A 26,470-nucleotide genomic window follows, 5' to 3' on the forward strand; every position below is an offset into this window, starting at 1 on the left:
CGAAAGCTATGATGAATAAAAAACAAAAAAGTCCGTTATATTTTGTATACATGTGATACAAGTTTCTGTTTATACAAGAAAATGTAACACCACTTACACAAAACGGACTTTTGTTTGAAATATCAGACCTTACTAAATAATAGTCTATAGAATCGGTCTTTGACCTTTAGACACCCACTTCATGATCACATTATCAATAATGTTTGCACCTACACCTGTAAGCTTGTCAGACAATTTTTTCTTTTGAACATAATGAATAGACAGAACCGTCTTGTCTTGGCAGGCTTTCATCACCAAATCGTCTGAGGTTGAGATCTCGTCAACCAGCCCCAGGTCTTTTGCCTGTGTACCGAACCAGTGTTCACCAGTCGCTACCTTATCCAGATCAAGTGTCGGTCTGCGCTCATTGATAAAGTTTTTAAACAGACCATGTGTTTCTTCTAGCTCTTCTTTGAATTTATCACGTGCCTTGTCGGTGTTTTCACCAAACATAGTCAGGGTACGCTTGTACTCACCTGCAGTGAGTTGCTCGTACTCGATATCGTGTTTTTTCAGAAGTTTATTGAAGTTTGGCAACTGAGCAATAACACCAATAGAACCTACTACAGCAAAAGGGGCAGAGACAATTTTATCGGCCACACACGCCATCATGTAACCACCACTGGCAGCGACTTTGTCGACAGAAATGATAAGAGGCAGATTAGCCGCTTTGATACGATCTAACTGAGAAGACGCTAAGCCATAAGCGTGAACCATTCCACCTCCTGACTCGAGTTTTACAAGAACCTCATCTCCTTCTTTCGCAACAGCTACAATAGCACTGACTTCTTCGCGTAGCGCTGTCACTTCTTTTGCGTCAATGGATCCATTGAAGTCCAATACGAAAAGGTGTGGCTTTCTATTCGCTTCTAACTCGCCATCCTTTGCAGCTTTCTTCACTTCTTTTTCACGTTCTTTGTCTTTTTCTTTCTGCGCTTTTTTATCTGCCTTGTGTTTGGCTTTTAAAAACGCTTCATCGTGAAGGTGATTCTCAAGCTGCTCTACGCTGTGTTCGTATCGCTCAGTAAGATTGGTTACTTCCAACTCACCTTTTGCACCGCCTTGCTTTCCACCCACAGACTTTACCACCACGAGTAGCACTACAACGGCTGCCAGTATTGTGACGATCTTGGCTAAAAATAATCCGTAATCTAATAAAAATTCCAATGTGATATCCCCAAGAGAATGAATTGGTGTATTGTAACCATCTTGTCACGATTACCAATAGTAAATGCCGATTTTCGATAGTGATGTATCAATCACTTATAGGACATTAATGGTGGTCGCCAATTCATATTACAAGGTGAGAAAAGTGGATTATTCAGTCTCAGATAAAGCCTTAGCAGGCAGAGTCATATTGGTCACGGGTGCAGGAGCAGGTATTGGTAAGCAGGCGGCTATCAGTTATGCCGAACACGGAGCTACCGTAATTCTCTTGGGAAGAACCGTTGCCAAACTTGAAGAAACCTACGACGAAATTGAAGCAATCGGCGCACCACAGCCTGCGATTATTCCACTTGATATGAAAGGAGCAACCAAACAACATTACCAGGATATGGTAGAGACCATCGAAGGTCAGTTTGGTCGTTTAGACGGTGTACTTCATAACGCCAGTATTCTTGGTGTGATCAGTCCTTTTGACCAAATTGGTGAAGACACCTACGACGATGTCATGCAAATCAACGTAAAAGCGCAGTTTCTGATGACTCAGGCTGTGTTACCGCTTCTGAAAAAATCTGAAGACGGTCGTCTGGTATTTACCTCTTCAACCGTTGGGCACGATGGGCGAGCATTCTGGGGAACCTATGCCATGTCTAAGTTTGCAACTGAAGGCATGATGCAAGTACTGGCAGATGAACTGGAAGACACAAGCGTTAGAGTTAGTGCGATCAATCCTGGTGGTACAAGAACGGGAATGCGTGCTAAAGCCTACCCGGCAGAAGATGCAGAATTATTGAAGACCCCATTGGATATCATGCCACTTTATCTTTACCTAATGGCTCCAGAGGGTAAAAGCGTACATGGAGAGTGTATCGACGCTCAACCCAAAAAGTAGATGAGTTTCGCACGAAAGAAAAACGCCCGGCTCAGTGCCGGGCGTTTTGTTAGATAATGTCTCTTAACCGATCCTGAGTCACTTTTACCAGCAAATCAGGTTGGAACTTAGATATAAACTTGTTGCAACCTACCTTCTCAACCATCGCCTCGTTAAAGCTACCGCTGAGAGATGTATTCAATGTGATGTAGAGATCTTTCATTCGGGGATCGCTGCGCACTTCGTGCGTCAGTTTATAGCCGTCCATTTCAGGCATCTCTGCATCGGTGATCATGAGGAGCAATTCATTAGCCACATCTTTCCCTTCATCACACCATGACTTGAGAAGATTAAGAGCCTCAAGACCATCATTACATTCCATGATTTCAAGCCCTAACTGGCTCAACGTGCCTCGAACCTGATTTCGAGCCGTTGAAGAATCATCGACAATCAGGATCTTACGACCCGCCATCTCGTGACTTAAATCTTCATCTAAAACGCCGTCGGAAATTGAAACGTCATAGTCGACTATTTCTGCCAAAACTTTCTCAACATCAATTATTTCAACGATGCGCTTTTGCTCGTTTTCCATGATATTGGTAATAGCGGTCAGATAGTTAGCACGACCAGCTGTTTTTGGTGGTGGCTGGATTTCTGTCCATGCGGTATTGATGATGTTGCGAACCTGACCGACCAAGAAGCCCTGAATAGTACGGTTGTATTCAGTAATAATGAGATTCTGTTCTTCGCTATCCTGCATAGGTCGAAAGCCAATCGCAGCGCGAAGATCAATAACAGGGACAGATTCACCACGAAGCGATGCAACACCAGTAATATAATGATGCGCACCTGGTAGTTTAGTGAGTTGCGGAAGTTTTAAGACTTCCCGAACCTTAAATACGTTTACGGCAAAAATTTGCGAGCTATTGAGCTGGAACAATAACAACTCTAAACGGTTTTCACCGACTAGCTTTGTTCTTTGGTCAACGCTGCTTAATACTCCAGACATACGGTTTCTCACTAATTAATCAATAATTACAGAGTACAGCATCAATTGCATCTGCGCCATATTACGAACCAACTAATCCGGCTCAATCTGTACAGGAATGGATTAACCTTCAACCACTTTCATGAGTAGCTGACCATCGTACATCGCTTGTTTTATCAAAGCAGCTCCCGGCATCGTTGCTTCAGTATAGAAACGACTCTCCTCCAATTGTAGATCTTGATGGTAAACTGGCAAGGTCTGTGTTTCGATACATTCTTGAATCGACGGATATAAAATAGACTTAGCCTGATTTATCACACCACCGATCAGCACTTTTTCCGGGTTAAATAAGTTAATCACAATGGCAATTGCCGCACCGAGGTATCTGCCGAGTCTCTGAATTTCTTCTATGGCTAATGCATCCCCTGCTTCCGCAGCTGCACAAATAGACTCAATAGTAATGTCGTCGTGAGGAATCGAAGTTTCTTCACCGTCAGCTATGCGGGCAGTGATCACTTCCCTTAATGCCTTTGAGCTCGCTAAGGTTTCCAGACATCCTGTATTGCCACAGTGGCATTGCTTCCCTTCAGGTGTGATCTGAATGTGCCCTAACTCACCAATATTGCCATGTCGACCTTGCAGCACGCGACCATCAAGGATGATACCTGCGCCTAGGCCGTGATGAATTGAAATCAGAACAGAGTTTTCTACACCCTGAGAATTCCCGAATAACTTCTCTGCCAGTGCCCAGGCTCGGGTATCGTTAGCAATGAACACAGGCAGACCCGTCGCTTTGTAGATTTCTGGTCCTAACGCCAGGTTATTCACATTGTAATGAGGCATCTGCAAAACAATGCCTTTGTCGGAATCCACCAGCCCGGGAAGAGTAAGAGCGATACTGGTTACGCGATCCAGTTTGTCTGAATACACCTGAAAAAACTCTTCAATCTCGTGAAGTAGCCTTTCCAGCACTTCGTCCTGTTCGATTTCATCAATGGTGATTTTCGTATCTACCAATACGGAACCGCCATGTTCATGCAGAGCAATAGTCAGGTAGCCTCGACCAAGGCGCATCGATAGAAATTGCCAACCTTCGTTATCTGTTTGAAGACCAACCGCAGGACGTCCACGGCTCGTCGCTTCCTGAACCGTCGTTTCATGAATTAGGTGAGCATCGATGAGCTCTCGGGTAATTTTGGTAATACTGGCGGGTGCCAGCTCGCTGGTTTTCGATAAGTCTATACGAGAAATAGGACCTTTTAAGTCTATCAACTTATATACACGGCCAGCGTTGACCTGCTTGATATGATCAATATGGCCTGGTTGAGCCATGTACATAGGAAACTCCGAAGATTGTAAACCTACTAATTTTTTTACTTTGAAAACTAATTGTGAAGCAGCTTAATCCATCGTCGTGACTCCCATCACGTATCTCTCAATTCTTTTTATACAAGTTTGAATTTAGACATTTTTTAAACCTGAGAATAGTGATCCACTCGATGTTTTTTTGCGAACGAAAATATCTCCTACTCGCTACACTTGTTTATACAAAAGCAAGAATACATGGAATTAAGGCGATCTAACGGAGATTCATATGTCTAAACTCATCAGACGAACAAAAATTGTTGCTACTCTGGGTCCTTCGACTGACAAAGACAACAATCTGGAAGGGATCATAGAAGCTGGAGCAAACGTGGTGCGAATGAACTTCTCGCATGGTAGCGCAGAAGACCACATTCAACGAGCTCAGAAAGTAAGACAAATTGCTGCAAGATTAGGTACTCACGTGGCGATTTTGGGCGACTTGCAAGGACCAAAGATCCGCGTGTCTACGTTCAAAGAGGGAAAAGTAGAGCTCAATGTCGGCGCTAAGTTTGTTTTAGATGCAGAACTTCCGGCAGGTGAAGGAACAGAGACGGCTGTTGGCGTAGACTACAAAGAACTGCCTCGGGATGTGAGTAATGGAGATATCTTGCTGCTCGATGACGGACGTGTGCAGCTTAAAGTCCTGTCGGTAGAAAACGCTAAAGTGCATACCTCAGTCCTCATTGGTGGCGACCTTTCTAACAACAAAGGGATCAACAAAAAAGGCGGTGGACTTTCTGCTGAAGCACTCACTGAAAAAGACAAAGCCGACATCCTGACGGCTGCAAAAATCAAAGTTGATTACCTCGCCGTCTCCTTCCCAAGAAACGGGGAAGATATGAAATACGCCCGTCACCTTGCAACAGACGCAGGGTTAGAGGCTCGAATGGTTGCGAAGGTTGAGCGTGCTGAAACGGTTATTGATGACGACAGCATGGACGACATCATTCTGGCTTCAGATGCTGTAATGGTGGCACGTGGTGACTTGGGTGTTGAAATCGGTGACCCTGAGCTGGTTGGCGTACAGAAGCAACTGATTCGACGAGCCCGCAAGCACAACAGAACCGTGATTACAGCAACACAGATGATGGAATCCATGATCGAAAACCCAATGCCAACACGTGCAGAAGTGATGGATGTAGCGAATGCCGTGTTAGATGGTACTGACGCCGTCATGCTTTCTGGAGAAACTGCAGCGGGTAATTACCCTGTAGAGACCGTCAGATCAATGGCAGAAGTTTGTATAGGGGCAGAGAAAATGCCGTCTGTAAATGTATCTGGTCACCGCCTGACAAGGCAATTTGAGTCAGCTTCAGAAACTATTTCCATGGCAACCATGTACGCAGCTAACCACTTAGAAGGCGTAAAAGCGATGGTTAGCCTGACGGAATCAGGAAAAACCGTACTGACTATGTCGCGTTTGAGCTCTGGTCTGCCTATTTTTGCTCTATCGAGAAATGAAGCGACACTTAATCGTTGTACCCTATATCGCGGCGTTACGCCTGTGTACTTTGGAACTGAAGGTGGTTCAGGTTTAGATACTACTTATTCAGCGCTGGAGACACTGAAAGAACAAGGTTTTCTCGATGCCGGAGACGTCGTCATTATTACTCAAGGTGATGTGATGGATGTTATTGGTTCGACCAACTGCATGCGAATTATCGAAGTAAGATAGATTTGAACCTGTTTGGGAATCAGGCAGAGCGAGGGTTTTGACTCGCTTCTGCCTCCAAGTAGGTTTCAATAAACCTGCTTCCGGCTTTCAAACCCAATTCGTAATCGGACAGAAGCGCTTCCCTATCACTCAGAAGAGAAGTCGATTCCAGAGGAGCTTCCGGATGAATTTGTACAACAAAACAATCATCAGGAGGTGACGTCAGAAATTGCTGAGTCAGAGAATAAGTCTGGTAATGCACCATCAACATATCCGCCAAACCAGAATCAAACGTTTCTCCCAGCATATGGCTGAGGCGGTATACATCCCCTGCACCAAACAACCAACGTCCACCGTTAAGTAACCTTGGTTGAGCTTTATGAGTGCGATTCAGACCAGACTGATTAAATTTTTCTAATAGAAAATCTGCCCAGTCACTTTTCCACTCCAATACTTTTGTGTCCCACTGATTTTGCAAAGCATCGACCGATTGCCTTAACCAAACTGGCATAGCGTTTTCTGAGTCAGGTATATCTTCTACCGCAGATTGTTGTTCAAACGGTTCAGTACGAATCACAACAATCATTCGCCCACCCATTCGCCAGGCTTGCTGGACAGGCACAGAAGCAGATACGCCCCCATCAAGGTAGCGCACACCATCAATAACCACTTCTCCCTTATACAGCCTCGGAATGGCGCAAGTCGCTTTCAACACATCTACCCAGTTATCTCTCAACATAGGTAAATAGTGATCTTGCAGATGAACTGCATCGGTTACTGAAGCAAAGGCTTGCTTACCCTGTAGTTGCTGCCTGCCCAAATCCACGTCGAGTTTATAGGGATACTGGCAAACTTTGTCCAGAGCCCAGTCGATATCAAGCGTTTGCTGATTGCGTATATAGCCAAACAGGCTGAAAAATTCAGGTTGCGTGGTTAGATCAAGAAGAAAAGAACGCCCCAACCCAGCCTGACGGCACAAGTAAGCGCAAAGGTTTAATGCACCAGCAGAGGTGCCATAGTAGGTATCGAAGGGGTCAAAATCAGAATAAAGAAAAGCGTCTAAAACACCGGCCGTAAAAATGCCTCTTTGACCGCCACCTTGTGCGACCAAAGACGTGTTGCCACCAAAATAACTGTGTAAACGAGTGGTATCAATTGCGGTGGCAGACTCCGTGACTATTCCGGCATTTGTCATATCCGGCTTCTAACAACAGCCGCTTCTTAAGCGGTTGTAATCGCGATTACAGCAAATGCCACCAATACAGAAAATACGATGACGGTTGTGCCGACTGCAAATTTCAAATCAAAGTCCATACTTCACCTCCGGTTATTAACAAATTAATAACAGCAGAAAGATTTTCATTCAAGACTTCTTATCAACTTACAAACAAGTATGCTGCCAGTATCACATTTGCAAAAATATTCACTGATCGTGTTAAGTGCAGTACACAAATATCCACATTTGATGTTTTTTCCGTCAAATGAACTTTTTTTCCATTAAGTCATTCATATCTGCGATCAAAACCACAAACAGACCTTTACTGAACATAAGTTGCAAATTAGCAGAATATTATTCTTAATTATTATGATTTAAAGATATCGAAACCCATTTCACCAAAACAAATTACACAATAGAAACTATTGCCATACAGAATCTTAATGGGTAGTCTCAACTCTACGCATAGCGGAAAGTTCCAGAATATGCATACACACATCGTAACAAATAGAACTAATCACTGAGTTTTACACTTAAAACCAAAATAATTCCCTAATAAATTGCCTTAGCATTGATTGTTAATTTCAAATTCATGCATTGTGAGCAAAAAAACAATTTCAAATATGGGAAGTGTAAGTGTGAATAGACAGACTCAGTAAGTCGTAAAGGAGTTAATTAATGAAGCGAGAACAATGGGGATCCCGCGCCGGTTTTATATTGGCAGCAGTAGGATCAGCAATCGGGCTTGGAAACATATGGCGTTTCCCTTATATGGCCTACGAGAATGGTGGCGGCGCATTTTTTATTCCATACCTTTTCGCCATGATTACCGCAGGTATTCCATTTATGATCCTCGAATTCAGTATGGGTCAGAAATACCGTGGTTCAGCACCAAAAACGTTATCTAAGATCCATCCTAAATTTGAGTGGCTTGGCTGGTTCCAGGTAGGCGTTGCCGCCGTTATCGCTGTTTACTATGTAGCAGTTATCGGCTGGGCAATTTCTTACTTTGGCATGTCCTTTACTCAAGGATGGGGCGAAGATACAAACGCATTCTTCTTCAGCGAATACCTGCAACTGGGTAATAACTCACCTACAAACCTTGGCAGCATTCAGTGGAAAATTGCCATTGCTATGTTGATTGCTTGGGGGATTACCTACGCAGCAATCGTTGGTGGCGTGAAATCTGGTATCGAACGTGCATCTAAGATCATGATGCCTGTTTTGTTCATCATGGTTATTGTTCTGATTGGTCGAATGATCTTCCTGCCAGGTGCACTTGACGGTGTTAACTACATGTTTGAACCTGATTTCAGCAAGATATGGGATGTTAAGGTTTGGGCAGCTGCTTACGGTCAGATTTTCTTCTCCTTAAGTATCGGCTTCGCCATCATGCTAGCTTACTCAAGCTACCTGCCTGAGAAATCAGACATCACGAATAATGCGTTCATGACAGTATTGATTAACTGTGGCTTCTCGATTCTGGCGGGTATCATGATCTTCTCCGTATTGGGTTACATGGCTCAGGAACAGGGTAAACCTCTGACAGAAGTTGTATCTGCGGGCGTAGGACTGGCATTTGTTACTCTGCCAGCAGCAATCAACTTGCTTCCTGCACCATATATCCTTGGTCCACTGCTGTTCTTTGCACTTGTCGTAGCAGGTCTTAGTTCGCATATTTCCATCATGGAAGCGGTAACGTCTGCCATCATGGACAAGCTTAAGTGGAGCCGTAAGAAAGCCGCAAACATTGTGGTAGGTATCGGGCTTGTGGTTTCTATGGCGTTTGCAACTAACGGTGGTTTGTTACTGCTGGATCTTGTAGACCACTTCGCAAACAACGTGGGCATCATGCTAGGCGGTCTGATCGAAATCGTATTGATGGCTTGGATTGTGAGCAAAGTAGGCGAAGTTCGTGAATACGTTAACGGTTCTTCAGATTTCGCTATCGGTCAGTGGTTTGATATCTGTCTGCGCTTTATTACGCCAGCGATTCTGATTTACATTTTAATCAACAAGCTTAGCGCTTTGTTCACCGATGGCTACGGTGGTTACGACCTGACTCTTGGTTGGGTTCTGATTGCTGCCCTATTTGCATTCGGTCTTATCATTAACGCAACTAGCCGTAAGGAGATCAACGCATGACAACAGGTGCAATCATCATGATGGTTTTAGGTTTGGGTATCACTTGGGGCGGCGCAGCATTCTGCATCAAGCGAGCGATGGACAAACAAGACTAATCAGTCGCTTAAATAAAAAATGCCGGCAGTTGCCGGCATTTTTTTAGAATGAATATCGGACACCAACCGAAGCATCCAATCCCAGGTTAATACCTTTATGGATGTTCAGACCCGGAGCCACTTGCGCATACGCATCCCAGCCTTTGGCGAAATCCCAATCCAGCCCCAATGGCATTCTTGGTCCAAAGCTTTCCTCCCAGCCAATCCAGGCACCAGCTCCAAAGTACCAAGTAAAAGGCACTTCTGAAGATTCGAACTGGCCTTTTTTGAGTAGATAATCAGCCGAAATGCCGTGATTACCTATCGCAAAGTTGTAGGTATCTTTGTATTGAGCCACAACACTCAAACCTTGGTCTAAGCCCATACCCAACTTCCATTCACCTTTCTGATTAGACTCTGCGAATACAGGCTGAGCAACCACTGTTAGCAGCATTGCTACACCAGCTACTGAACGAGAAACAGCTTTCATTTTTAACCCTTACACAATTTCGTTATGCGGATTTTCCGTAAACCTATGGTTGGGGTAAATAGAAAAGAAGTTAAAGTTGTGTCAAATTATTGAAGAATACGTGTGGCTTGTACTGCTAAAGAAGGTTGGAGATAGAAAAAAGGTCAGCACTGCTGACCTTTAATGATGTATACGGTGTGATGGATTTAGTCTTGTTCGATCTTCTTATGACCTTCATCAAGATGTACAACATCAACCAAATCATCGCCAGACACCTGGAATGCCTGTCCAAAACCTTTTACAAACAGACCTTTGATAGGCGTAAGCTTGAACAGTTTGAAATCCTGAAGCTGGCTAAGACCATCAATGATATCGCCAAAGCGGTCACGCATCTGGTCAATAACTTCACCCCATTGTGCCGCCTCACGATCAACCACTGAAGCCGTTGCATCAAACGTTAGACGCTTACGCGCAAACAACTGCTTTGACGTGTCCTCATCTTCGATCATCATGATCGAAACTTGAGGGTTTGTTGCAAGGTTTCTTGCGTGACGAGCAATTTCAGAGATCAGTACAAAGTAACCATTTTCGTTTTGAACAAACGGTGCGTAGCTCACGTTTGGACGGTTTTCTTCGTCTACTGTTGCCAGTTGTAATGTCTTACGCTCTTCACGGAACTCTTTGATTTCAGGTCCTAAACGAGTCTGCAAGCGCTCTTGTTTTGCAGCTTGATCCATATTGTTCTCTCCTAACACTTATATTTAATCTAACATGCAGCCATGAGTCGATCTCATTTTTCTTTCGCTGCACGTTAGTTGAACTACGCGTATTGCTTCTTTAGCGCGTTAAACTTTTCTACCTGCTCTGGAATGAGCACTCTCTTCTCATCTCGACCCAGGTAAATTTTGAAAATGCTATCTCCCTGCTCCGTAAAGAAACCGAAGTAATGACTTTCTTTACCACGGAAAGGCTTACTGACCAGAGCAACGGCTTTGACCAGATCCAGCTTAAGGTGACCATGCATTTCGCCCTGTTTACCCATCAGGTTGTAATAACCGTGTGCTACCTTGCCTTTAGGGAATGGGGCTTTCACTTCAAAAATTGAGCCCATTGAGTGAACAATCGTTGTTACAGGTCCCCAATCGACTAAACCTTCCAGAATTTCCTGAGCAGATTCACCCGCAATCATCGTCGCCATGTCGCCTGGAAGTGAGCGAACCACTTCCAGTTCTGATACATTCAATTGCTCTGCGATAGTCGAAGGAAGTAAGGTTTCGTCTTGCTCTAGCAGTTCAGCAACATTTTGTTTTAATTGTTCTTTATCCATAATATTTCCAGTTAACAGCTACGCAACACTCGCAGCATTTTCGTAAGTTTGAAGTGCTTGAATCACGCCTTGTGCAAGGGTGACAGACCAGAATGCTCCAGCAAGTGTCAATTGCAGATAACGCCCATCCCGCTCAACTAAACCGTTTGATTCCCAGTGTTTGAATAGCGGTTCAAGCCACTCAAACACACCTGAGTAACCCAGTTTTTCCAGGTTTCTCGCGGCGAGAACTCCGGCATCAAAGCCTGCTTTAATCTCGTCATGCAAATCGGCGTCTTTGCTTCTGGGCATCATCATTGCCGCAGTTGGCTCACCAGATCTCACTCGCTTCAAATACTGATCCAGCATTCGGACATTCATCAGAGAGTAACCTGATAAATGACCACCAGCCCCACAGCCAACGGGCAGTACTTCTGCCGACGTTTTCGCGATGCTGTTGTATAAGCTGCGTTCGCGGTTATCGAGCGCCCAGTGATTCACACTTAAGCGACGCATATGGTGCTTATCCATAAAACTTACCCCAGCAGCAAACAACTCCGCTTTTTCAGGTGTTGTTGCTGGCGGAGGCATTTTTCCTTTCTCGACCAAATTGATCATCGGCGCTGAACCACCAACCATAAGCTGGTACAAATCAATACCGTGAGCGCCTGTTTCAAGATAGTCATTCAAATCTTGTTCAAAGACTTGCCTGTCTTGATGTGGCAATCCGTAAAGTAGATCGATCACAATCGGCGCTTCATCTTGTCGACTCAGTTCAGAAAGGCGATTAAGTACCACTTCTCTGTCGTCCAAACGTTTAGCGGTCCGACGAACGAGCGTGTTAAAGCTTTGCACACCAAAAGAGAATCGGTTAAATCCTCCTTCCAACGCATTTTCAAACATTTCATCGCTAAAGCGATTAATTCGACCTTCAAGTGTAATTTCACAATCCGTGGTCAATGGAAACAGAGTCCTTATTCTTGTTCCCAGGATCCTAATTTGTTCTGATGACAGGTCCGTAGGAGTACCGCCACCAATATACACAGCGTGAAACGCACCGGACTGAGTCCAGGGTTGTTTCGCTTTATGTTCCAGTTCTACAAGCAATGCAGAAAAATATTCATCTACCAGCTTGCGACTTGCTGCATTCTGAAAGAAGTTGCAAAACGTACAACGAACCCGGCAGAAGGGGATATGAACATAAAGGCATCTTTTCTTGCTTGGGTTTAACTCCGACCCAGACAATGCGAGTTTTAGCTGTTCAGATAATTGCTCTTGAGAAAGTGGAGGCTGTGAACGACCTCCAGCATGCGCTGAGCGCTTTTTCTCGAAGGCAAATCTCAACGGATCCGGGGTGGATGTTCCCAATACAGATTCGTCCAGCACTTGAAGGTTTATAGTCATCTTAGTTTACACACAATGTGCCTCATAACGCTTATACCGAAGTAATCTCTTGGTATTCAGCTGTGCTCGGTCTCTGCGATTACCATCAAAATAAACGACGAATCCCAGCCAATTACTCTTATAGCATCAGACAGAATATAAAACTCTGAGCGCCGAATCCTAAGGTCACTTGGGTATATATAACTAAGCTCGCAATATAGTAATTTTCAGATTATGATAATGCAATTGATAATTAGTGTCATTCGTATCAGTCTGTCACAATAGTATTTTTATTTCTAAATGCGCCAATATGCAATGTGATTAACTGAAACCTCATCCAAATTAAGAACATTTCAATCATGGAAAAGATCCTATCTACTTTTAAGTCCATTACCATTGCAATGGCAACTTTGCTCATTAGTACGTCCCTTTTTGCTCAAGAACGCGTGATCAGCGCCGGAGCAGCAGTCACAGAATTGATCGACGCTCTGGGGGCTTCCTCTCAGCTTGTAGCGATCGACGTAACAAGCAACCAGCCTGAGGGCAAAGAGCTTCCTGTGATCGGTTATCACAGAAGAATTTCGGCAGAAGGGCTTCTGGCTCTGGCGCCTAACACTTTGATCGGTTCTGAGGAAATGGGACCAGCAACGGCACTAAGCCAACTAAAAAACGCTGGAGTAAAGGTAGAAGTGGTGAACACGTCTCCTACTGTTGAAGGTCTGCTATCTCGAATTGACGAAGTGGCTTCAATTACGGGTTCTCAGCAGCAAGCACCTGCTTTAAAAGATAAAGTTCAGACTCAAATCGACACCATCACAAACAACCATCCTGATAAAGCCAAGCAGAAACGCGTCCTTTTCTTGCTGATTCATGAAGGTCGCCCAGCCAATGTTGCCGGTAGCGAAACAACACCAGATGCATTGATTTCTCTTGCTGGTGCATTTAATCCGGTAGCGACTTCGGTAAAATCCTATAAGCCTCTTTCGACTGAATCTCTTGTAGAGATGCAGCCAGACGTCATTCTGGTAAGTGGTCGCAGTTGGGAAAAACTGGGTGGTGCAGATGCCATTCTGAAAACTATGCCTTTGCTTGCCGCCACTCCTGCAGGCAAAAACAAAGCGTTTGTCACTATTGATGGAAAAGCACTGGTTGGCGGTCTTGGGTTGAGAACCCTAGAAGAAGCTCAACGAGTTAACCAAATCCTTTACCCATAAGAAAACGCTATCTATGCTCAGAAAAATTCCAATTTCAGCGTTAGTAATGCTGTTTGTCGCGTTATTGGTGTTTACCTCTGCAAGCTCTATCGCTGTCGGTCCAATGAACATCACCATTGCCGACAGCTTCAAAAGCTTGTTTCCATCGGCTTTTACGCTGCCGGATCACATCAAAATTGTTATCAACGAAATCCGTCTACCTCGCACACTAATGTGCATAATTATTGGTGCGATTCTCGCGCTTTGTGGTGCGGTAATGCAGGGGTTGTTCCGCAACCCACTGGCTGAACCAGGTATTATTGGTGTCTCCGCTGGGGCAATGCTCGGAGCAGCCATTGCAATGGTGCTTTTTGCCAGTTGGCTCGAAGAAGCAGCAACCATAATTAGCCTGTTTGCTGTTCCGATTTTTGCGTTTATCGGTGGCTTAATCGCAACCATGATTGTTTATCGTCTGGGCACCAGCAAATTTGGGACATCTGTAACCATCATGCTGCTGGCAGGCATTGCCATTAGTGCACTTAGCGGTGCTGGAATCGGATATCTGAATTTCGCAGCAGACGATCAGGCACTACGTGACCTGTCTTTGTGGTCTATGGGTTCATTAGCAGGTGCTACGTGGTCAGGAATTGGCTTAGGCAGCATCACCTTACTTTTGCTGTACATCACTTTCCGTCGTGAGGCGATGCCTTTAAACGCCATGTTGCTCGGAGAATCTGAAGCCGCGCATATGGGTGTCAACGTTCAGTCCTTTAAGCGTCGTTTGATTGTGTTGTCTGCCATAGGTGTGGGCGTTGCGGTCAGCCTGACTGGAGTGATTGGATTCATCGGTCTTATCGTCCCTCACCTGATAAGAATGCTGGTTGGTCCGGATCATAGAGGTTTACTTCCCCTCTCCGCTTTATTTGGCGCGCTGATATTAACTGGCTCAGATATGATTGCTCGAGTAGCAGTGGCACCTGCCGAACTCCCGGTGGGTATTGTGACGGCTCTGATTGGTACACCTTTCTTCCTTCTTATTTTGATCCAACAGAGAGGGAAAATGATATGACCACTCCAGTGATCTCGGCTAAAAACCTTAATTTGAGCTTTGGCAATCGAAAAATCATCGATGATCTTTCTATCGACATTTACGCAGGTCAAGTGACTGCGCTGATGGGGTCAAATGGCGCAGGTAAAAGCAGCCTGCTGAAAATTTTAAATGGCGAAATCCCAAGTGAAAGCGACGTTTACTATCTGAATAAGTCACGTACTGAATGGGATAAAACCGAATTAGCGAAGTACGTAGGCATGCTTCCTCAGCACAGTACTTTGAGTTTTCCATTTCTTGCCCAGGAAGTGGTTGAACTTGGTGCCATGCCATTGGCTCTTCCTAACTCAGAAATAAAACCGCTGGCATCAGAGATGATGCGTAAAGTGGACGTTTCAGACTTGGCTAACCGCCTGTACCCTTCTCTTTCTGGCGGAGAAAAGCAGCGGGTTCACTTAGCTCGAGTATTGCTGCAGATTTCCAGTAGTGAGAATAAAATACTGATGCTGGATGAGCCTACTTCGGCTCTGGATCTTGCTCACCAACACAGCACGTTAGCCTTGGCAAGGGAATTGGCAGCAGAAGGTGCGGCAGTTATCGTTGTATTGCACGACCTGAATTTGGCGGCACAATATTCAGACAGAATGATTTTCCTGAATAACGGAAAGATTGTTGAAGATGACTCACCTTGGGAAGCTCTGAACTCCCAGCTGATCGAAGATGTGTACGGATTCAAAACCTTCATCGAAAAGCATCCTAAACATCAATATCCTGTCGTCTACCCTGCTTAATAAAACAAAAAAACCAGCCGAAGTTCGGCTGGTTTTTTTAATGATTACTAAGTATTACGCGTTATTGCGAATCCACTCATCCATATCCGTTTTCAGGTTGTCTGAGCGAGTACCAAAGATTGCCTGAACACCACCAGAAACCACAACAACACCTGCTGCACCAAGCTTCTTCAGCTGATCCTGGTCAACCTGTTCAGTGTCTGCGACTGAAACACGCAAGCGAGTGATACACGCATCCAAACCAGTAATGTTTCCTTTACCGCCAAACGCAGAAACAAGGTCACCAGCCAGTTCAGTACCTGTTGATACTGTCGCTTCTTCCTCTGATTCCTCTTCACGACCTGGTGTTTTCAGATCCAGTGCAGTGATCACTGCGCGGAAAACAAAGTAGTAAATTGCTGCATAACCAAGACCTACAGCGATCATCAGTACTTGTTTCTGAGCATTGCCAGACAGAACAATGAAGTCGATCAGACCGTGTGAGAAAGACGTACCGTGAACAAAGCCAAGCATGTTAGACACAACATAAGCAGAACCTGCTAGCAGTGCGTGGATTCCGTATAGTACAGGCGCTACAAACAGGAATGAGAACTCAATTGGTTCCGTAATACCGGTCAGGAATGAAGTCAGAGCAGCAGATGCCATGATACCCATTACTTTTGCGCGATTTTCTGGCTTCGCACAGTGAGCAATAGCGATTGCTGCTGCTGGCAGACCAAACATCTTGAACATGTAGCCGCCCGCAAGCTGACCAAAACCATTACCCGCAGCACGAGACGCTTCATCTGCAACAAGGTAGCAAGTAAGTACGCCGTTTTGAGCTTCACCCGCTGCATTCAGACATGAACCCGCTTCGAAGAAGAAAGGCACGTTCCAAACATGGTGCAAACCAAATGGGATTAGTGAACGTTCAATAATACCGTAGATACCGAAAGCAACGGTTGGGTTTTGATGAGCAGCCCAATCGGAGAACGTCTGCATAACCACTGCGACCGGAGGCCATACGATTGAAAGAACAAGTGCCAATGCGATGGCTAAGAAGCCAGTAATAATTGGAACTGCACGCTTGCCCGCAAAGAAGCCAAGGTATTCAGGCAACTGAATCTTGAAGAAACGGTTAAATGACCAAGCCGCAATACCACCGACCAAAATGCCACCTAGTACACCGGTCTCGTATTGCTTGGTGATCAAATCGATAGATCTGTCATCCAGAACCTGACCTGCCGCCTGTGCAGCAGCCTGAGCAGATTCAACATCCATTTGAGCAAGCACACCCAAAGTTGCCGCCATAATGCCGTAGCCGACAATAGCAGCAAGACCGGATACACCGTCATTATTTGTGAAGCCTAAAGCAACACCTACAGCAAAAAGTAGTGGCATCTGACCAAAGACAGAGCCCCCTGCTTTTTCCATTAAACTTGATACGACTTCTGGGATAAAACTGAGATCGGCGGCACCGACACCTAATAGAATACCCGCGACTGGCAGCACAGAGACGGGAAGCATCAGCGCCTTACCTACTTTTTGCAGGTTAGCGAAAAGATTTTTAAACATGTTTATGCTCCTGATTGATTATTATATTTTGAACACTGACGGCACACCCCCGTAGCCTTGTACCATCCACGATCAGTACCTGTATCTCGATACCAATCACACTAGTAAACATGTCAGGTTTCAAAGGAACGAATTCCTGTTGAGAATTATATTTTTAGCCTCTAAATATTTCGTGACCTATCTCACCCTTTAAATTGGATTGTGAAATTTAGTTCCAAAACAGTACCGGGATCACAGTTCAAATTTTACGATGTAATGCTTTTCAAATATCTAATTCATTGTTTTTAATAAAGATAAATATCACACCCACACTTGACATAAGGTAAACAAAAAATAAACACTTGTTATTTTACGTAACAAATTTACAAGTTCTTATTTTTGCTACTTTATTCACCAACACATATAGTGAACGTCTCACAAAGTTTGATTTGGAATAAAAAAAGGGAGCTTTCGCTCCCTTTTTATCGAATTTGAACTTTTTATCTCAAAAAAAGATTTTGGAAATTTCTGGTGGTTGTTTGAGCAACCTCCCCTAAAGACACTTCTTTTAGCTGCGCAATATACTGAGCGACTTCTACAACGTAAGCTGGTTGATTCTCTTTTCCACGATGAGGAACCGGTGCCAGATAAGGTGAATCGGTTTCAATCAGAAGCCTGTCCATCGGCAGCGCTTTCACCACTTCTTTAAGCTCTGTTGCCGCCCTGAATGTCACGATGCCGGAAACAGAGATATAGAAACCCAGTTCCATTGCCGCCTCTGCGAAGGGTAAATCCTCTGTGAAACAGTGGATGACACCACCACATTTCTGAGCCTGACCATTTCTTAATATACTAAGAGTATTTTCTCTGGCTTCTCGCGTGTGAATGATCAGCGGCTTATTGATTTCAACAGCAAGCTCGACTTGTTGCTCGAATCGCTCGATTTGAAGGGCTTTAGTTTCCGGTTTGTAATGGTAGTCAAGACCCGTTTCACCAACCGCAACAACACGAGGGTGCTTAGCATATTCATGCAACGTTTCGAGTGTAAAATCGCTTTCTACATCTAAAGGATGAATGCCGCACGATGCGAACACGTTTTCAAATGGTCGAATCATATCCATCATTTTCGGAAAGCTGTTTAACGTCACGCCCACCGATAATAAGTGCTCAACTTTAGCTTGTTTTGCTTTCTCTACAACATCTGCCACATCGGTGTGCAAATCTTCATAATTCAACTTATCTAAGTGGCAATGTGAATCAACAAACATTTTTCTTCTCGTGTAAATCTAAAAACCACTCTGCAGTCAGTAATTCCGCGTTTAAGCCGGGAAATGTTTTTAACTGGTGAATAAGCTGGTTTAATTCTCGTGTTTTTTTATAAGCAAGATCATAACTCACCAGTTTGGCTAGTGGCTCCACCTGCTTTTCTTTATTTTGAACGAAGTGACTTTTCTGGATATCGGTCAGGACAATACTGAGCCAGCCCAAACGTTCAACAGGCGCATCTTTTAAGCTCTTCCAGACTTGACCGAATGACGGTATCGGTTCAGAGAGCTGCTCCACCAGAACGTGGTTCATCTCTAAAAATACCTTTTCCGAACCACTTTCAACAAACGCCTGAGCTGATAGCGGAGCACCGTGAGTAAGCTTTAGCGCTAGTTCACTGACTGGTTTATCGCTATTTTGGTTTAGCCAGCTCATCGCCTGCTGCTGGTCTGGCTGAACAATGTCCCATTGCTGACAGCGGCTCACTATTGTTGGCAACAGTTGATGCTTATCACCTGTCAGTAACAGGAAGACACAGTTTTCAGCTGGAGACTCCAGCGTTTTTAGCAACGCATTAGAGGCAGATTCGTTCATGGCTTCAGCAGGTGCTATAACAATTAGGCGCTTCCCACCCAACTGAGACGATTCCAGCGCCCAACGATTTGCCTGTCGAATCTGGTCAACCGAGATGGTTTTGCCTTCTTTCTCAGGTGAAATCTGATGGATGTCGGGATGGCTGCCTGACTTAGATAAATCGCAACTATGGCAAAACCCACACGCATCATCATCTGAGTTTACGCAGACCAACGCTTCTCCAAATTTTGACGCTAACTGCTCTGCACCAAGACCTGAATGGGCATGACAAAGCAAAGCACCTGTTACTCGATCATTGCGTAACAAAGCTTGCCAGTGTTCCCAAGTTGTCTGTAGCCAGGGGTATAACGCGTCCATTAGTGCTCCAGGTTTTCAAACCAGGTTTGTAATGCGTTTCGAATGCTGTCTGCCACCTGATCGATGGATTGTTGTGCGTCAACAATAACAACGCTTGAATCTGCATGGGCCATTTCCAGGTAACGATCACGAGTTCGTTCGAAGAAGCTGATGTCCATCTTTTCAATACGATCAAGTTCACCACGACCACGCGCGCGTTCCAATCCGACTTTCGGGTCGATATCGAGGTAAATCGTCAGATCTGGCTTGAATTCACCAAGCGAGACTCGCTTTAATGCGCTCATGGTGTCGCGTTCGATTTGGCGACCACCACCCTGATAAGCTTGAGACGACATGTCGTGCCTGTCTCCTACTACCCAAGAACCACTTTCCAGAGCAGGTTTAATCACCGTCTCGACGAGCTGAACACGAGCGGCATACATGAGCAGAAGCTCAGAAATGTCCTGTAACGCTTCACCCTCGTGCTCTTCTTTTACCAGAGCGCGCATTTTTTCGGCTAACGCTGTTCCGCCAGGTTCCCGCGTATTTACGATGTTTTCAACACCGATCTGTTCAAGTTTTTCTTTTACCGCTTGAATAGCAGTACTTTTACCTGCCCCTTCAAGCCCTTCAATGACGATAAATTTCGCTGGGATCATTTCTTACTTCTTAATACTTTTAAATATTCGCGAACTGCTCGGTTATGAGCAGCAAGGTTTTTACTGAATACGTGACCACCGTGACCACTGGCCACAAAATACAGGTAATTACTTTCTTCTGGATTGACAGCCGCATAAATGGACGCGGGTCCCGCCATGGCAATTGGAGTCGGCGGCAGCCCTTTAATCACATAAGTATTATACGGGGTCGGCGTTCTTAAATCTTTCTTACGTATGTTGCCATCGTAGCTGTCACCCATACCATAGATTACGGTAGGATCTGTTTGCAGCCTCATTCCTTTATTTAGTCGATTAATAAAAACCGAAGACACACGCTCACGTTCTTCATCTATAGCCGTCTCTTTCTCTATGATAGAAGCCAGAATCAGCGCTTCATAACTGGATTTAAGCGGAAGCTTTTCTTGCTTCCCATCCCAGGCATTGCTCAATACGCGATTTAAATCTCTGTTCGCACGCTTAAGAATATCCAGATCAGAGGTGCCAGCGGTATAGTGGTATGTCTCCGCGAGGAAAAGACCTTCTAGCTTTTCACCACCAATCTTGAGCGCTTGTGCAATTTCTGCTTCCGTCTTGTCTTTCGTTAAATGACGCAGATGCTCAGATCCGTCCAAAACCGCTCGCCACTCTTTAAACGTCGTTCCTTCAACAAAGGTGATGGAAAACTGGTGCTCTTTTCCTTCACCTAAAAATTTCAGCGCATCACTTAATGAAAGCGACGCAGGTAACATAAACGTTCCCGCTTTAACGCTAACTAATTCTGGGTACAAATGGCGGATTAACTTAGAAAGTGGGCTTGGAGCAATCAATTCTGTCTGCTCCAGTTGAGTCAATACGCCCTGAAAGCTAGTGCCAGATTTAATGGTGATGAGTGTAGGCTGAGCATTTTCTAAAGTTTGACCAACATAGTTTTTAGCCTGTTGACTGACGTAAAGCCCACCAGCGATCAGTACTGCGATGCCGAGAGCCAAAACAACCGCAATCTTTTTAATCACGTTAAAAATATCTCCTGAAATGTTTTGGTAATTGGACCGATTTCAAACTCAGTCTCGTTTATTTTTGTCACGGGGCAAATTTGTAGAAGAGCATTGGTGATGAAGACCTCTTTTGCATCCAAGACCTCTTCCATGGAAAACGAGCGCTCAACGAGCGTCATGCGCCTACTCATTGCTTCTTCAATCACCTGTTTTCGCATGATGCCTGCAACACCAGCCAGGTGAAGCTTAGGTGTGCAGAGCCTGAATCCACCATCTAGCCAAAACAGATTCGCAACGCTAGTTTCTACGACATTACCATCAATATCGCAGACGATCGCATCTTTCCAGCCATTTTTCTCGACTTCAGACTTAGCCAGAACCTGTTCCAGTCGATTGTTATGCTTTAGCCCCGCGAGTAAAGGCTGATGGCCAAGCTGAGTTTTGCACTCGCCTAACTCAATGCCTTCACGAATCCATTTGTTGTAATGCGCAGGAAACGCAAAAGCCGTTACTGTAACGGCTGGAGCAGAAGTACCTTCTGTTCCGTAGCCTCTGCCCCCTGTCCCGCGACTGATATGGATTTTTAAGCCTGCTTTTTCATCGTCTAAAGCGACTTTGTTACACCATTCATAAACTTGTTGCCAATTCGGAGCCGGGATTTTTAACACCGTCAGGCATTCTGCCAAACGTTCTTTGTGGTAATTCCAGGATTGAATCTGCTTTTTACAGGTCAATAGTGTCGAAAAGCATCCATCTCCATATTGGAAGCTTCGATCGGTTACAGAAAAGAGTTCTTGTGGTCGTCCGTTGACGAGAATCATAGCTACTCCATATAAACAAAAGCGGCTCAATGCTAAGCATCAAGCCGCTTTAAAACAAGCTTAACTATACTACTCTATCGATTCTTTTAGAATCGCATCAGATCTTTTTGAAGATCAGACAGCCGTTTGTTCCACCGAAACCAAACGAGTTACACAAAGCGTATTCGATATTCACATCACGCGCCGTATGTGGAACCAGATCGATACCTTCAGTACCTTCGTCTGGATTATCCAGGTTGATTGTTGGTGGCACTTTCTGATCGACCAGAGCCAAAGCAGTGATGATGGCTTCTACAGAGCCAGCTGCACCCAACAGGTGACCAATCATAGACTTGGTAGAAGACACAAGCACTTTCTCTGAGCCTGCTTCACCAAGAGCACGTTTGATGCCTTTGATTTCTGCAATGTCACCCGCGGGTGTTGAAGTGCCGTGCGCATTCACGTAACCGATTTGTTCACCAGTTACGCCTGCATCACGCATTGCTGCTTCCATTGCCAACGCGCCACCAGAACCGTCTTCACTCGGAGAAGTCATGTGGAAAGCGTCACCGCTCATACCAAAGCCGACAAGCTCACAGTATATTTTCGCACCGCGCGCTTTAGCGTGTTCATACTCTTCAAGTACCATCATGCCAGCACCGTCACCAAGAACGAAACCGTCGCGATCTTTGTCCCATGGACGTGATGCTTTCTGAGGTTCATCGTTACGCGTGGACAAGGCTTTTGCAGCACCAAAACCGCCAATACCCAGCCTGGTAGATGCTTTCTCTGCACCACCCGCTACCATGGCATCTGCGTCTCCGTATGCAATCATACGTGCCGCATGTCCGATATTGTGCAAACCTGTTGTACAAGCGGTTGAAATAGCAATGTTAGGACCACGAAGACCTTTCATAATAGAAAGGTGACCCGCAATCATGTTAACGATGGTTGAAGGTACAAAGAATGGGCTGATTTTACGTGGACCCTTTTCGTATAGCGCAGTGTGACCAGCTTCGATTAAGCCTAGACCGCCGATACCCGAGCCAATGGCAACACCTACTCGAGGACCATTTTCTTCGGTAACCGCCAGACCTGAGTCATCAAGCGCTTGAATACCCGCAGCAATGCCATACTGGATGAACAAATCCATCTTACGGGCGTCTTTTTTAGACATGTACTCTTCGCAGTTGAAGTCTTTGACCAAACCTGCAAAACGAGTTGAAAATTCGGAAGTATCAAAGTGATCGATATCGACGATACCACTCTGACCTGCTAGCAGGGCTTTCCACGATGATTCTACAGTGTTGCCTACCGGTGACAACATACCCATGCCAGTGACAACTACACGACGCTTGGACACGATATAACTCTCCGGAGTTGAAATTGATAAAGTGAAAGGATAGAAGATAGACGATAAAAACTCAGGCGGTCAAGGATGACCGCCTGGGAGTGCAAATTACTGAGCGCTGTTCACGTAGTCAATTGCAGCTTGAACAGTAGTGATTTTCTCAGCTTCTTCGTCTGGAATCTCAGTGTCGAACTCTTCCTCTAGAGCCATAACTAGCTCTACAGTGTCCAGAGAATCAGCACCTAGATCGTCAACGAAAGAAGCTTCATTCTTAACTTCTGCTTCGTCTACACCTAGCTGTTCAACAATGATTTTCTTTACGCGTTCTTCGATGTTGCTCATTTTTCTTTTCCTTTACAGACTTCGCTTTATGCGATGTTTTCCGTAGTTTATTCAAACTTTTAAAAGTTGCAAGGGTGTCCTTGCTGGTCAAACCACAATTTGCGCGATTTTTCCCGAAATTCGGTACATTTTTGACCTAAATCATGCATAAATCAATTACGCAAGACTTAAACCATGTACATACCGCCGTTTACATGCAGGGTTTCACCTGTAATATAAGCCGCTTCTGGTGATGCTAAAAAAGCCACTGCAGATGCGATCTCACGCGGGTCACCAAGACGACCGGCTGGTACCGCTGATAGTGTAGCAGCACGTTGCTCATCATTCAGCGCTTTTGTCATATCAGTTTCAATAAAACCTGGTGCAACTGTGTTCACTGTCACACCACGAGACGCAACTTCACGTGCCATCGACTTAGTAAAGCCGATTACACCCGCTTTAGCAGCCGCGTAGTTTGTCTGACCAGCGTTGCCCATAGTACCAACAACCGAACCAACATTGATGATACGTCCGTTACGTTTTTTCATCATACCGCGAAGTACCGCTTTAGATAAGCGGAAGATCGAAGTTAAGTTAGTATCCATGATGTCTGTCCACTCATCATCTTTCATACGCATCAGCAGGTTATCACGTGTGATACCCGCGTTGTTTACTAAGATATCCAGCGCACCAAACTCATCATTGATGGTTTTAAGAACAGATTCAATAGATTCCGCATCAGTCACGTTCAGAGCAAGACCTTTACCGTTCTCGCCTAGATACTCACTGATCGCTGCCGCACCGTTCTCGCTTGTTGCAGTACCAATTACTGTGGCACCACGTTCTACCAAAAGTTCAGCGATTGCACGACCAATACCACGGCTTGCACCTGTAACCAGTGCAATTTTGCCTTCTAGATTCATCATGTTGATTATTCCTTAAATTTAAAACTACTTAGCCGCTTCTAACGTTGCTGCGTCATTTACAGCTGCACCGCTAAGCGTTTTCACGATTCGTTTTGTAAGACCAGTCAGCACTTTACCTGGACCCAATTCGTATAATTTTTCAATGCCTTGCTCGCTCATCTTCTCGACGCCTTCAGTCCAGCGAACCGGGCTGTGAAGCTGACGAACCAGTGCATCTTTAATTTTTGAAGGATCGGTTTCAGTCACCACGTCAACATTATTGATGACAGGAATGCTTGGCGCGCTGAATTCGATCGCTTCCAATGCTTCAGCCAGTTTATCAGCGGCTGGCTGCATTAGCGCACAGTGAGAAGGAACGGAGACAGGAAGCGGCAAGGCACGCTTAGCGCCCGCTTCTTTACACAATGCACCTGCACGTTCAACTGCGTCTTTGTTACCTGCGATAACAACCTGACCAGGAGAGTTAAAGTTTACAGGTGAAACAACTTCACCTTGAGCTGCCTCTTCACACGCTTTCGCAATCGCATCATCCGCTAAGCCGATGATAGCGTACATTGCACCCGTACCTGCTGGTACCGCTTCTTGCATAAGGCGACCGCGTAGCTCAACCAGTTTAATGGCTTCTTTGAAATCGATAACGCCCGCACAAACCAGTGCAGAGTATTCACCCAAGCTGTGACCCGCTAGCACTTCTGGTGCTGCTAAACCTTGCTCTTGCCACACACGCCAGATGGCAACAGAAGATGCCAGTAATGCTGGTTGAGTGCGGAATGTCTGATTCAGATCTTCAGCCGGACCACTTTGTACCAGAGCCCAAAGATCGTAGCCAAGAGCGTCAGAAGCTTCTGCAAATGTATTTTTTACTACTTCATGTTGCTCGCCTAGTTCAGCCAGCATGCCAACAGCTTGTGAGCCTTGACCTGGGAATACAACAGCAAACTTGCTCATCGTAAAGTTCCTTTAAAGCAATGCAATAAAATTGAAAATGCCAGACAGCAGGTAACTGGCTGCCTGGCAGAAATGATTAGAATCGAACGAGCGCCGATCCCCATGTAAAGCCGCCGCCAAATGCTTCAAGAAGAAGCGTCTGACCACGTTGAATTCGTCCATCTCGTACCGCTTCGTCAAGGGCGGTTGGGATGGTTGCCGCAGAGGTATTACCATGGCGATCGAGTGTGACCACCACTTGCTCCATAGGCATAGACAGTTTTTTCGCTGTAGCCGAAATGATTCTTAGGTTAGCCTGGTGAGGTACCAGCCAATCCAATTCAGCTTTTTCCATTTGGTTCGCTTCTAACGTGTCTTTTACCAGACGTGAAAGCTGAGTAACGGCCACTTTAAAGACTTCGTTACCTGCCATATGCAGCCACTTATCCGCTTCTGCATCTTCACGGCTTGCCAAAGGTAAGTTAAGTAGATCACCAAAACGACCATCGGAATGAAGGTGAGTCGACAAAATGCCAGGCTCTTCGCTCTGACCGACCACAACAGCACCCGCACCGTCACCAAACAAAATAATGGTGGAGCGGTCAGTCGGGTCACAGGTTTTGGATAGTGTATCCGAACCGACAACCAAAACATTCTTACACATGCCTGTTTTGATGTGTTGATCAGCAACCGATAAGGCATAAACGAAACCTGAACAAGCCGCCGCTAAGTCGAATGCCGGGCAACCGCTGATGTCGAGTTGAGCCTGTAATTGGCAGGCTGCAGATGGGAAGGCATGACTACCGCTCGTTGTGGCAACGATAATCAGGTCGATGTCTCTGCGATCAATACCCGCCATTTCTATGGCATTTACCGAAGCATGGTAAGCCATGTCCGCTACCGTTTCGTTTTCTGCTGCGATACGGCGCTCTTTGATGCCAGTACGAGTTACGATCCACTCATCACTTGTATCTACCATTTTTTCAAGATCGGCGTTAGTACGCACTTGAGACGGCAGGTAGCTGCCTGTTCCTAAAATTTTGCTATACATGAAGA

General features: G+C 45.2%; 27 protein-coding genes. 7 read left to right on the forward strand and 20 right to left on the reverse strand.

The window, feature by feature from the left end; genetic code table 11:
• Positions 1-144 precede the first annotated feature (144 nt).
• Entirely contained in the window at positions 145-1,206 is a 1,062-nt protein-coding gene (gene sohB, locus INR79_RS12340) for a protease SohB (protein WP_223094478.1), read from the reverse strand.
• A 145-nt stretch (positions 1,207-1,351) separates the two neighbouring features.
• Between sohB and INR79_RS12345 the strand changes: the two genes are divergently transcribed.
• The gene (locus INR79_RS12345) at positions 1,352-2,095 is read left to right on the forward strand and encodes a YciK family oxidoreductase (RefSeq protein WP_004406061.1); all 744 of its coding nucleotides are present in this window, start codon (positions 1,352-1,354) and stop codon (positions 2,093-2,095) included.
• Between the two features lie 49 nt (positions 2,096-2,144).
• Here the strand turns inward: INR79_RS12345 and INR79_RS12350 are convergent, their stop codons facing one another.
• Positions 2,145-3,083 (reverse strand): chemotaxis protein CheV, encoded by a 939-nt coding sequence (locus tag INR79_RS12350; protein ID WP_004406062.1) that lies wholly within the window; start codon positions 3,081-3,083, stop codon positions 2,145-2,147.
• 102 nt (positions 3,084-3,185) lie between these two features.
• Positions 3,186-4,400, reverse strand: a complete 1,215-nt coding sequence (locus tag INR79_RS12355; RefSeq protein ID WP_004406063.1) for an ROK family protein — start codon at positions 4,398-4,400, stop codon at positions 3,186-3,188.
• A gap of 256 nt (positions 4,401-4,656) precedes the next feature.
• Between INR79_RS12355 and pyk the strand changes: the two genes are divergently transcribed.
• A complete protein-coding gene (gene pyk / locus INR79_RS12360; protein WP_223094480.1) occupies positions 4,657-6,102 on the forward strand; it encodes a pyruvate kinase in 1,446 nt (481 codons plus the stop codon).
• A gap of 19 nt (positions 6,103-6,121) precedes the next feature.
• Here the strand turns inward: pyk and INR79_RS12365 are convergent, their stop codons facing one another.
• Positions 6,122-7,276 (reverse strand): patatin family protein, encoded by a 1,155-nt coding sequence (locus INR79_RS12365; RefSeq protein WP_223094482.1) that lies wholly within the window; start codon positions 7,274-7,276, stop codon positions 6,122-6,124.
• A 26-nt stretch (positions 7,277-7,302) separates the two neighbouring features.
• Positions 7,303-7,395, reverse strand: a complete 93-nt coding sequence (locus INR79_RS12370) for a YnhF family membrane protein (RefSeq protein WP_004406067.1) — start codon at positions 7,393-7,395, stop codon at positions 7,303-7,305.
• A 580-nt stretch (positions 7,396-7,975) separates the two neighbouring features.
• Here INR79_RS12370 and INR79_RS12375 point away from each other — a divergent pair.
• Both INR79_RS12375 and INR79_RS12380 read left to right on the forward strand, forming a co-directional pair.
• Positions 7,976-9,442 (forward strand): sodium-dependent transporter, encoded by a 1,467-nt coding sequence (locus INR79_RS12375; RefSeq protein ID WP_004406068.1) that lies wholly within the window; start codon positions 7,976-7,978, stop codon positions 9,440-9,442.
• The gene (locus INR79_RS12380; RefSeq protein WP_004406069.1) at positions 9,439-9,537 is read left to right on the forward strand and encodes a MetS family NSS transporter small subunit; all 99 of its coding nucleotides are present in this window, start codon (positions 9,439-9,441) and stop codon (positions 9,535-9,537) included. The genes INR79_RS12375 and INR79_RS12380 overlap by 4 nt, the downstream gene beginning before the upstream one ends.
• 43 nt (positions 9,538-9,580) lie before the next feature.
• Here INR79_RS12380 and INR79_RS12385 read toward each other — a convergent pair whose 3' ends face one another.
• The 4 genes from INR79_RS12385 to hutW form a co-directional block, all read right to left on the reverse strand.
• On the reverse strand, positions 9,581-10,006 hold the full coding sequence (locus tag INR79_RS12385) for a hypothetical protein (RefSeq protein WP_004406071.1): 426 nt from the start codon (positions 10,004-10,006) through the stop codon (positions 9,581-9,583).
• Between the two features lie 185 nt (positions 10,007-10,191).
• Positions 10,192-10,722, reverse strand: coding sequence for a heme utilization protein HutZ (gene hutZ / locus INR79_RS12390; RefSeq protein ID WP_004406073.1), 531 nt, complete (start codon positions 10,720-10,722; stop codon positions 10,192-10,194).
• An 83-nt stretch (positions 10,723-10,805) separates the two neighbouring features.
• Positions 10,806-11,312, reverse strand: coding sequence for a heme utilization cystosolic carrier protein HutX (gene hutX / locus INR79_RS12395; RefSeq protein WP_004406074.1), 507 nt, complete (start codon positions 11,310-11,312; stop codon positions 10,806-10,808).
• Between the two features lie 18 nt (positions 11,313-11,330).
• On the reverse strand, positions 11,331-12,695 hold the full coding sequence (gene hutW / locus INR79_RS12400) for a heme anaerobic degradation radical SAM methyltransferase ChuW/HutW (protein WP_223094484.1): 1,365 nt from the start codon (positions 12,693-12,695) through the stop codon (positions 11,331-11,333).
• A gap of 338 nt (positions 12,696-13,033) precedes the next feature.
• Between hutW and INR79_RS12405 the strand changes: the two genes are divergently transcribed.
• From INR79_RS12405 to INR79_RS12415, 3 genes are read left to right on the forward strand one after another with little or no spacing between them, the layout of a single operon-like run.
• The gene (locus INR79_RS12405; protein WP_223094486.1) at positions 13,034-13,888 is read left to right on the forward strand and encodes a hemin ABC transporter substrate-binding protein; all 855 of its coding nucleotides are present in this window, start codon (positions 13,034-13,036) and stop codon (positions 13,886-13,888) included.
• 13 nt (positions 13,889-13,901) lie between these two features.
• Positions 13,902-14,936: a FecCD family ABC transporter permease gene (locus tag INR79_RS12410; RefSeq protein ID WP_022551182.1), complete on the forward strand. Its 1,035-nt coding sequence runs from the start codon at positions 13,902-13,904 to the stop codon at positions 14,934-14,936.
• On the forward strand, positions 14,933-15,706 hold the full coding sequence (locus INR79_RS12415; protein ID WP_004406080.1) for a heme ABC transporter ATP-binding protein: 774 nt from the start codon (positions 14,933-14,935) through the stop codon (positions 15,704-15,706). The genes INR79_RS12410 and INR79_RS12415 overlap by 4 nt, the downstream gene beginning before the upstream one ends.
• A 54-nt stretch (positions 15,707-15,760) precedes the next feature.
• Here the strand turns inward: INR79_RS12415 and ptsG are convergent, their stop codons facing one another.
• The 11 genes from ptsG to INR79_RS12470 all read right to left on the reverse strand — a co-directional run bounded on the left by ptsG (position 15,761) and on the right by INR79_RS12470 (position 26,465).
• A complete protein-coding gene (gene ptsG / locus INR79_RS12420) occupies positions 15,761-17,260 on the reverse strand; it encodes a PTS glucose transporter subunit IIBC (RefSeq protein WP_004406081.1) in 1,500 nt (499 codons plus the stop codon).
• Between the two features lie 479 nt (positions 17,261-17,739).
• Positions 17,740-18,507, reverse strand: a complete 768-nt coding sequence (locus INR79_RS12425; protein ID WP_223094488.1) for a TatD family hydrolase — start codon at positions 18,505-18,507, stop codon at positions 17,740-17,742.
• Positions 18,497-19,456 carry a DNA polymerase III subunit delta' gene (holB, locus tag INR79_RS12430; protein WP_223094490.1) on the reverse strand — a complete coding sequence of 320 codons (960 nt, stop codon included), beginning with the start codon at positions 19,454-19,456 and terminating at the stop codon, positions 18,497-18,499. The genes INR79_RS12425 and holB overlap by 11 nt, the downstream gene beginning before the upstream one ends.
• Positions 19,456-20,094 (reverse strand): dTMP kinase, encoded by a 639-nt coding sequence (tmk, locus tag INR79_RS12435; RefSeq protein ID WP_022590073.1) that lies wholly within the window; start codon positions 20,092-20,094, stop codon positions 19,456-19,458. Before tmk ends, holB begins: the two co-directional genes overlap by 1 nt.
• Positions 20,091-21,107 carry an endolytic transglycosylase MltG gene (gene mltG / locus INR79_RS12440; protein WP_223094492.1) on the reverse strand — a complete coding sequence of 339 codons (1,017 nt, stop codon included), beginning with the start codon at positions 21,105-21,107 and terminating at the stop codon, positions 20,091-20,093. The genes tmk and mltG overlap by 4 nt, the downstream gene beginning before the upstream one ends.
• The gene (pabC, locus tag INR79_RS12445) at positions 21,104-21,910 is read right to left on the reverse strand and encodes an aminodeoxychorismate lyase (RefSeq protein WP_223094494.1); all 807 of its coding nucleotides are present in this window, start codon (positions 21,908-21,910) and stop codon (positions 21,104-21,106) included. The genes mltG and pabC overlap by 4 nt, the downstream gene beginning before the upstream one ends.
• 97 nt (positions 21,911-22,007) lie before the next feature.
• Positions 22,008-23,252: a beta-ketoacyl-ACP synthase II gene (gene fabF, locus INR79_RS12450; RefSeq protein WP_004406090.1), complete on the reverse strand. Its 1,245-nt coding sequence runs from the start codon at positions 23,250-23,252 to the stop codon at positions 22,008-22,010.
• A gap of 96 nt (positions 23,253-23,348) precedes the next feature.
• Positions 23,349-23,582 carry an acyl carrier protein gene (gene acpP, locus INR79_RS12455; RefSeq protein ID WP_004406112.1) on the reverse strand — a complete coding sequence of 78 codons (234 nt, stop codon included), beginning with the start codon at positions 23,580-23,582 and terminating at the stop codon, positions 23,349-23,351.
• A 167-nt stretch (positions 23,583-23,749) separates the two neighbouring features.
• Complete coding sequence (fabG, locus tag INR79_RS12460) at positions 23,750-24,484, reverse strand: 3-oxoacyl-ACP reductase FabG (RefSeq protein WP_004406113.1); 735 nt, start codon at positions 24,482-24,484, stop codon at positions 23,750-23,752.
• 27 nt (positions 24,485-24,511) lie between these two features.
• Complete coding sequence (gene fabD, locus INR79_RS12465) at positions 24,512-25,435, reverse strand: ACP S-malonyltransferase (protein ID WP_223094495.1); 924 nt, start codon at positions 25,433-25,435, stop codon at positions 24,512-24,514.
• Between the two features lie 76 nt (positions 25,436-25,511).
• Positions 25,512-26,465, reverse strand: a complete 954-nt coding sequence (locus INR79_RS12470; RefSeq protein ID WP_004406117.1) for a beta-ketoacyl-ACP synthase III — start codon at positions 26,463-26,465, stop codon at positions 25,512-25,514.
• Positions 26,466-26,470 lie beyond the last annotated feature (5 nt).

This window comes from Vibrio sp. SCSIO 43132 (assembly GCF_019904195.1).
GTDB classification, from domain to species: domain Bacteria; phylum Pseudomonadota; class Gammaproteobacteria; order Enterobacterales; family Vibrionaceae; genus Vibrio; species Vibrio nigripulchritudo.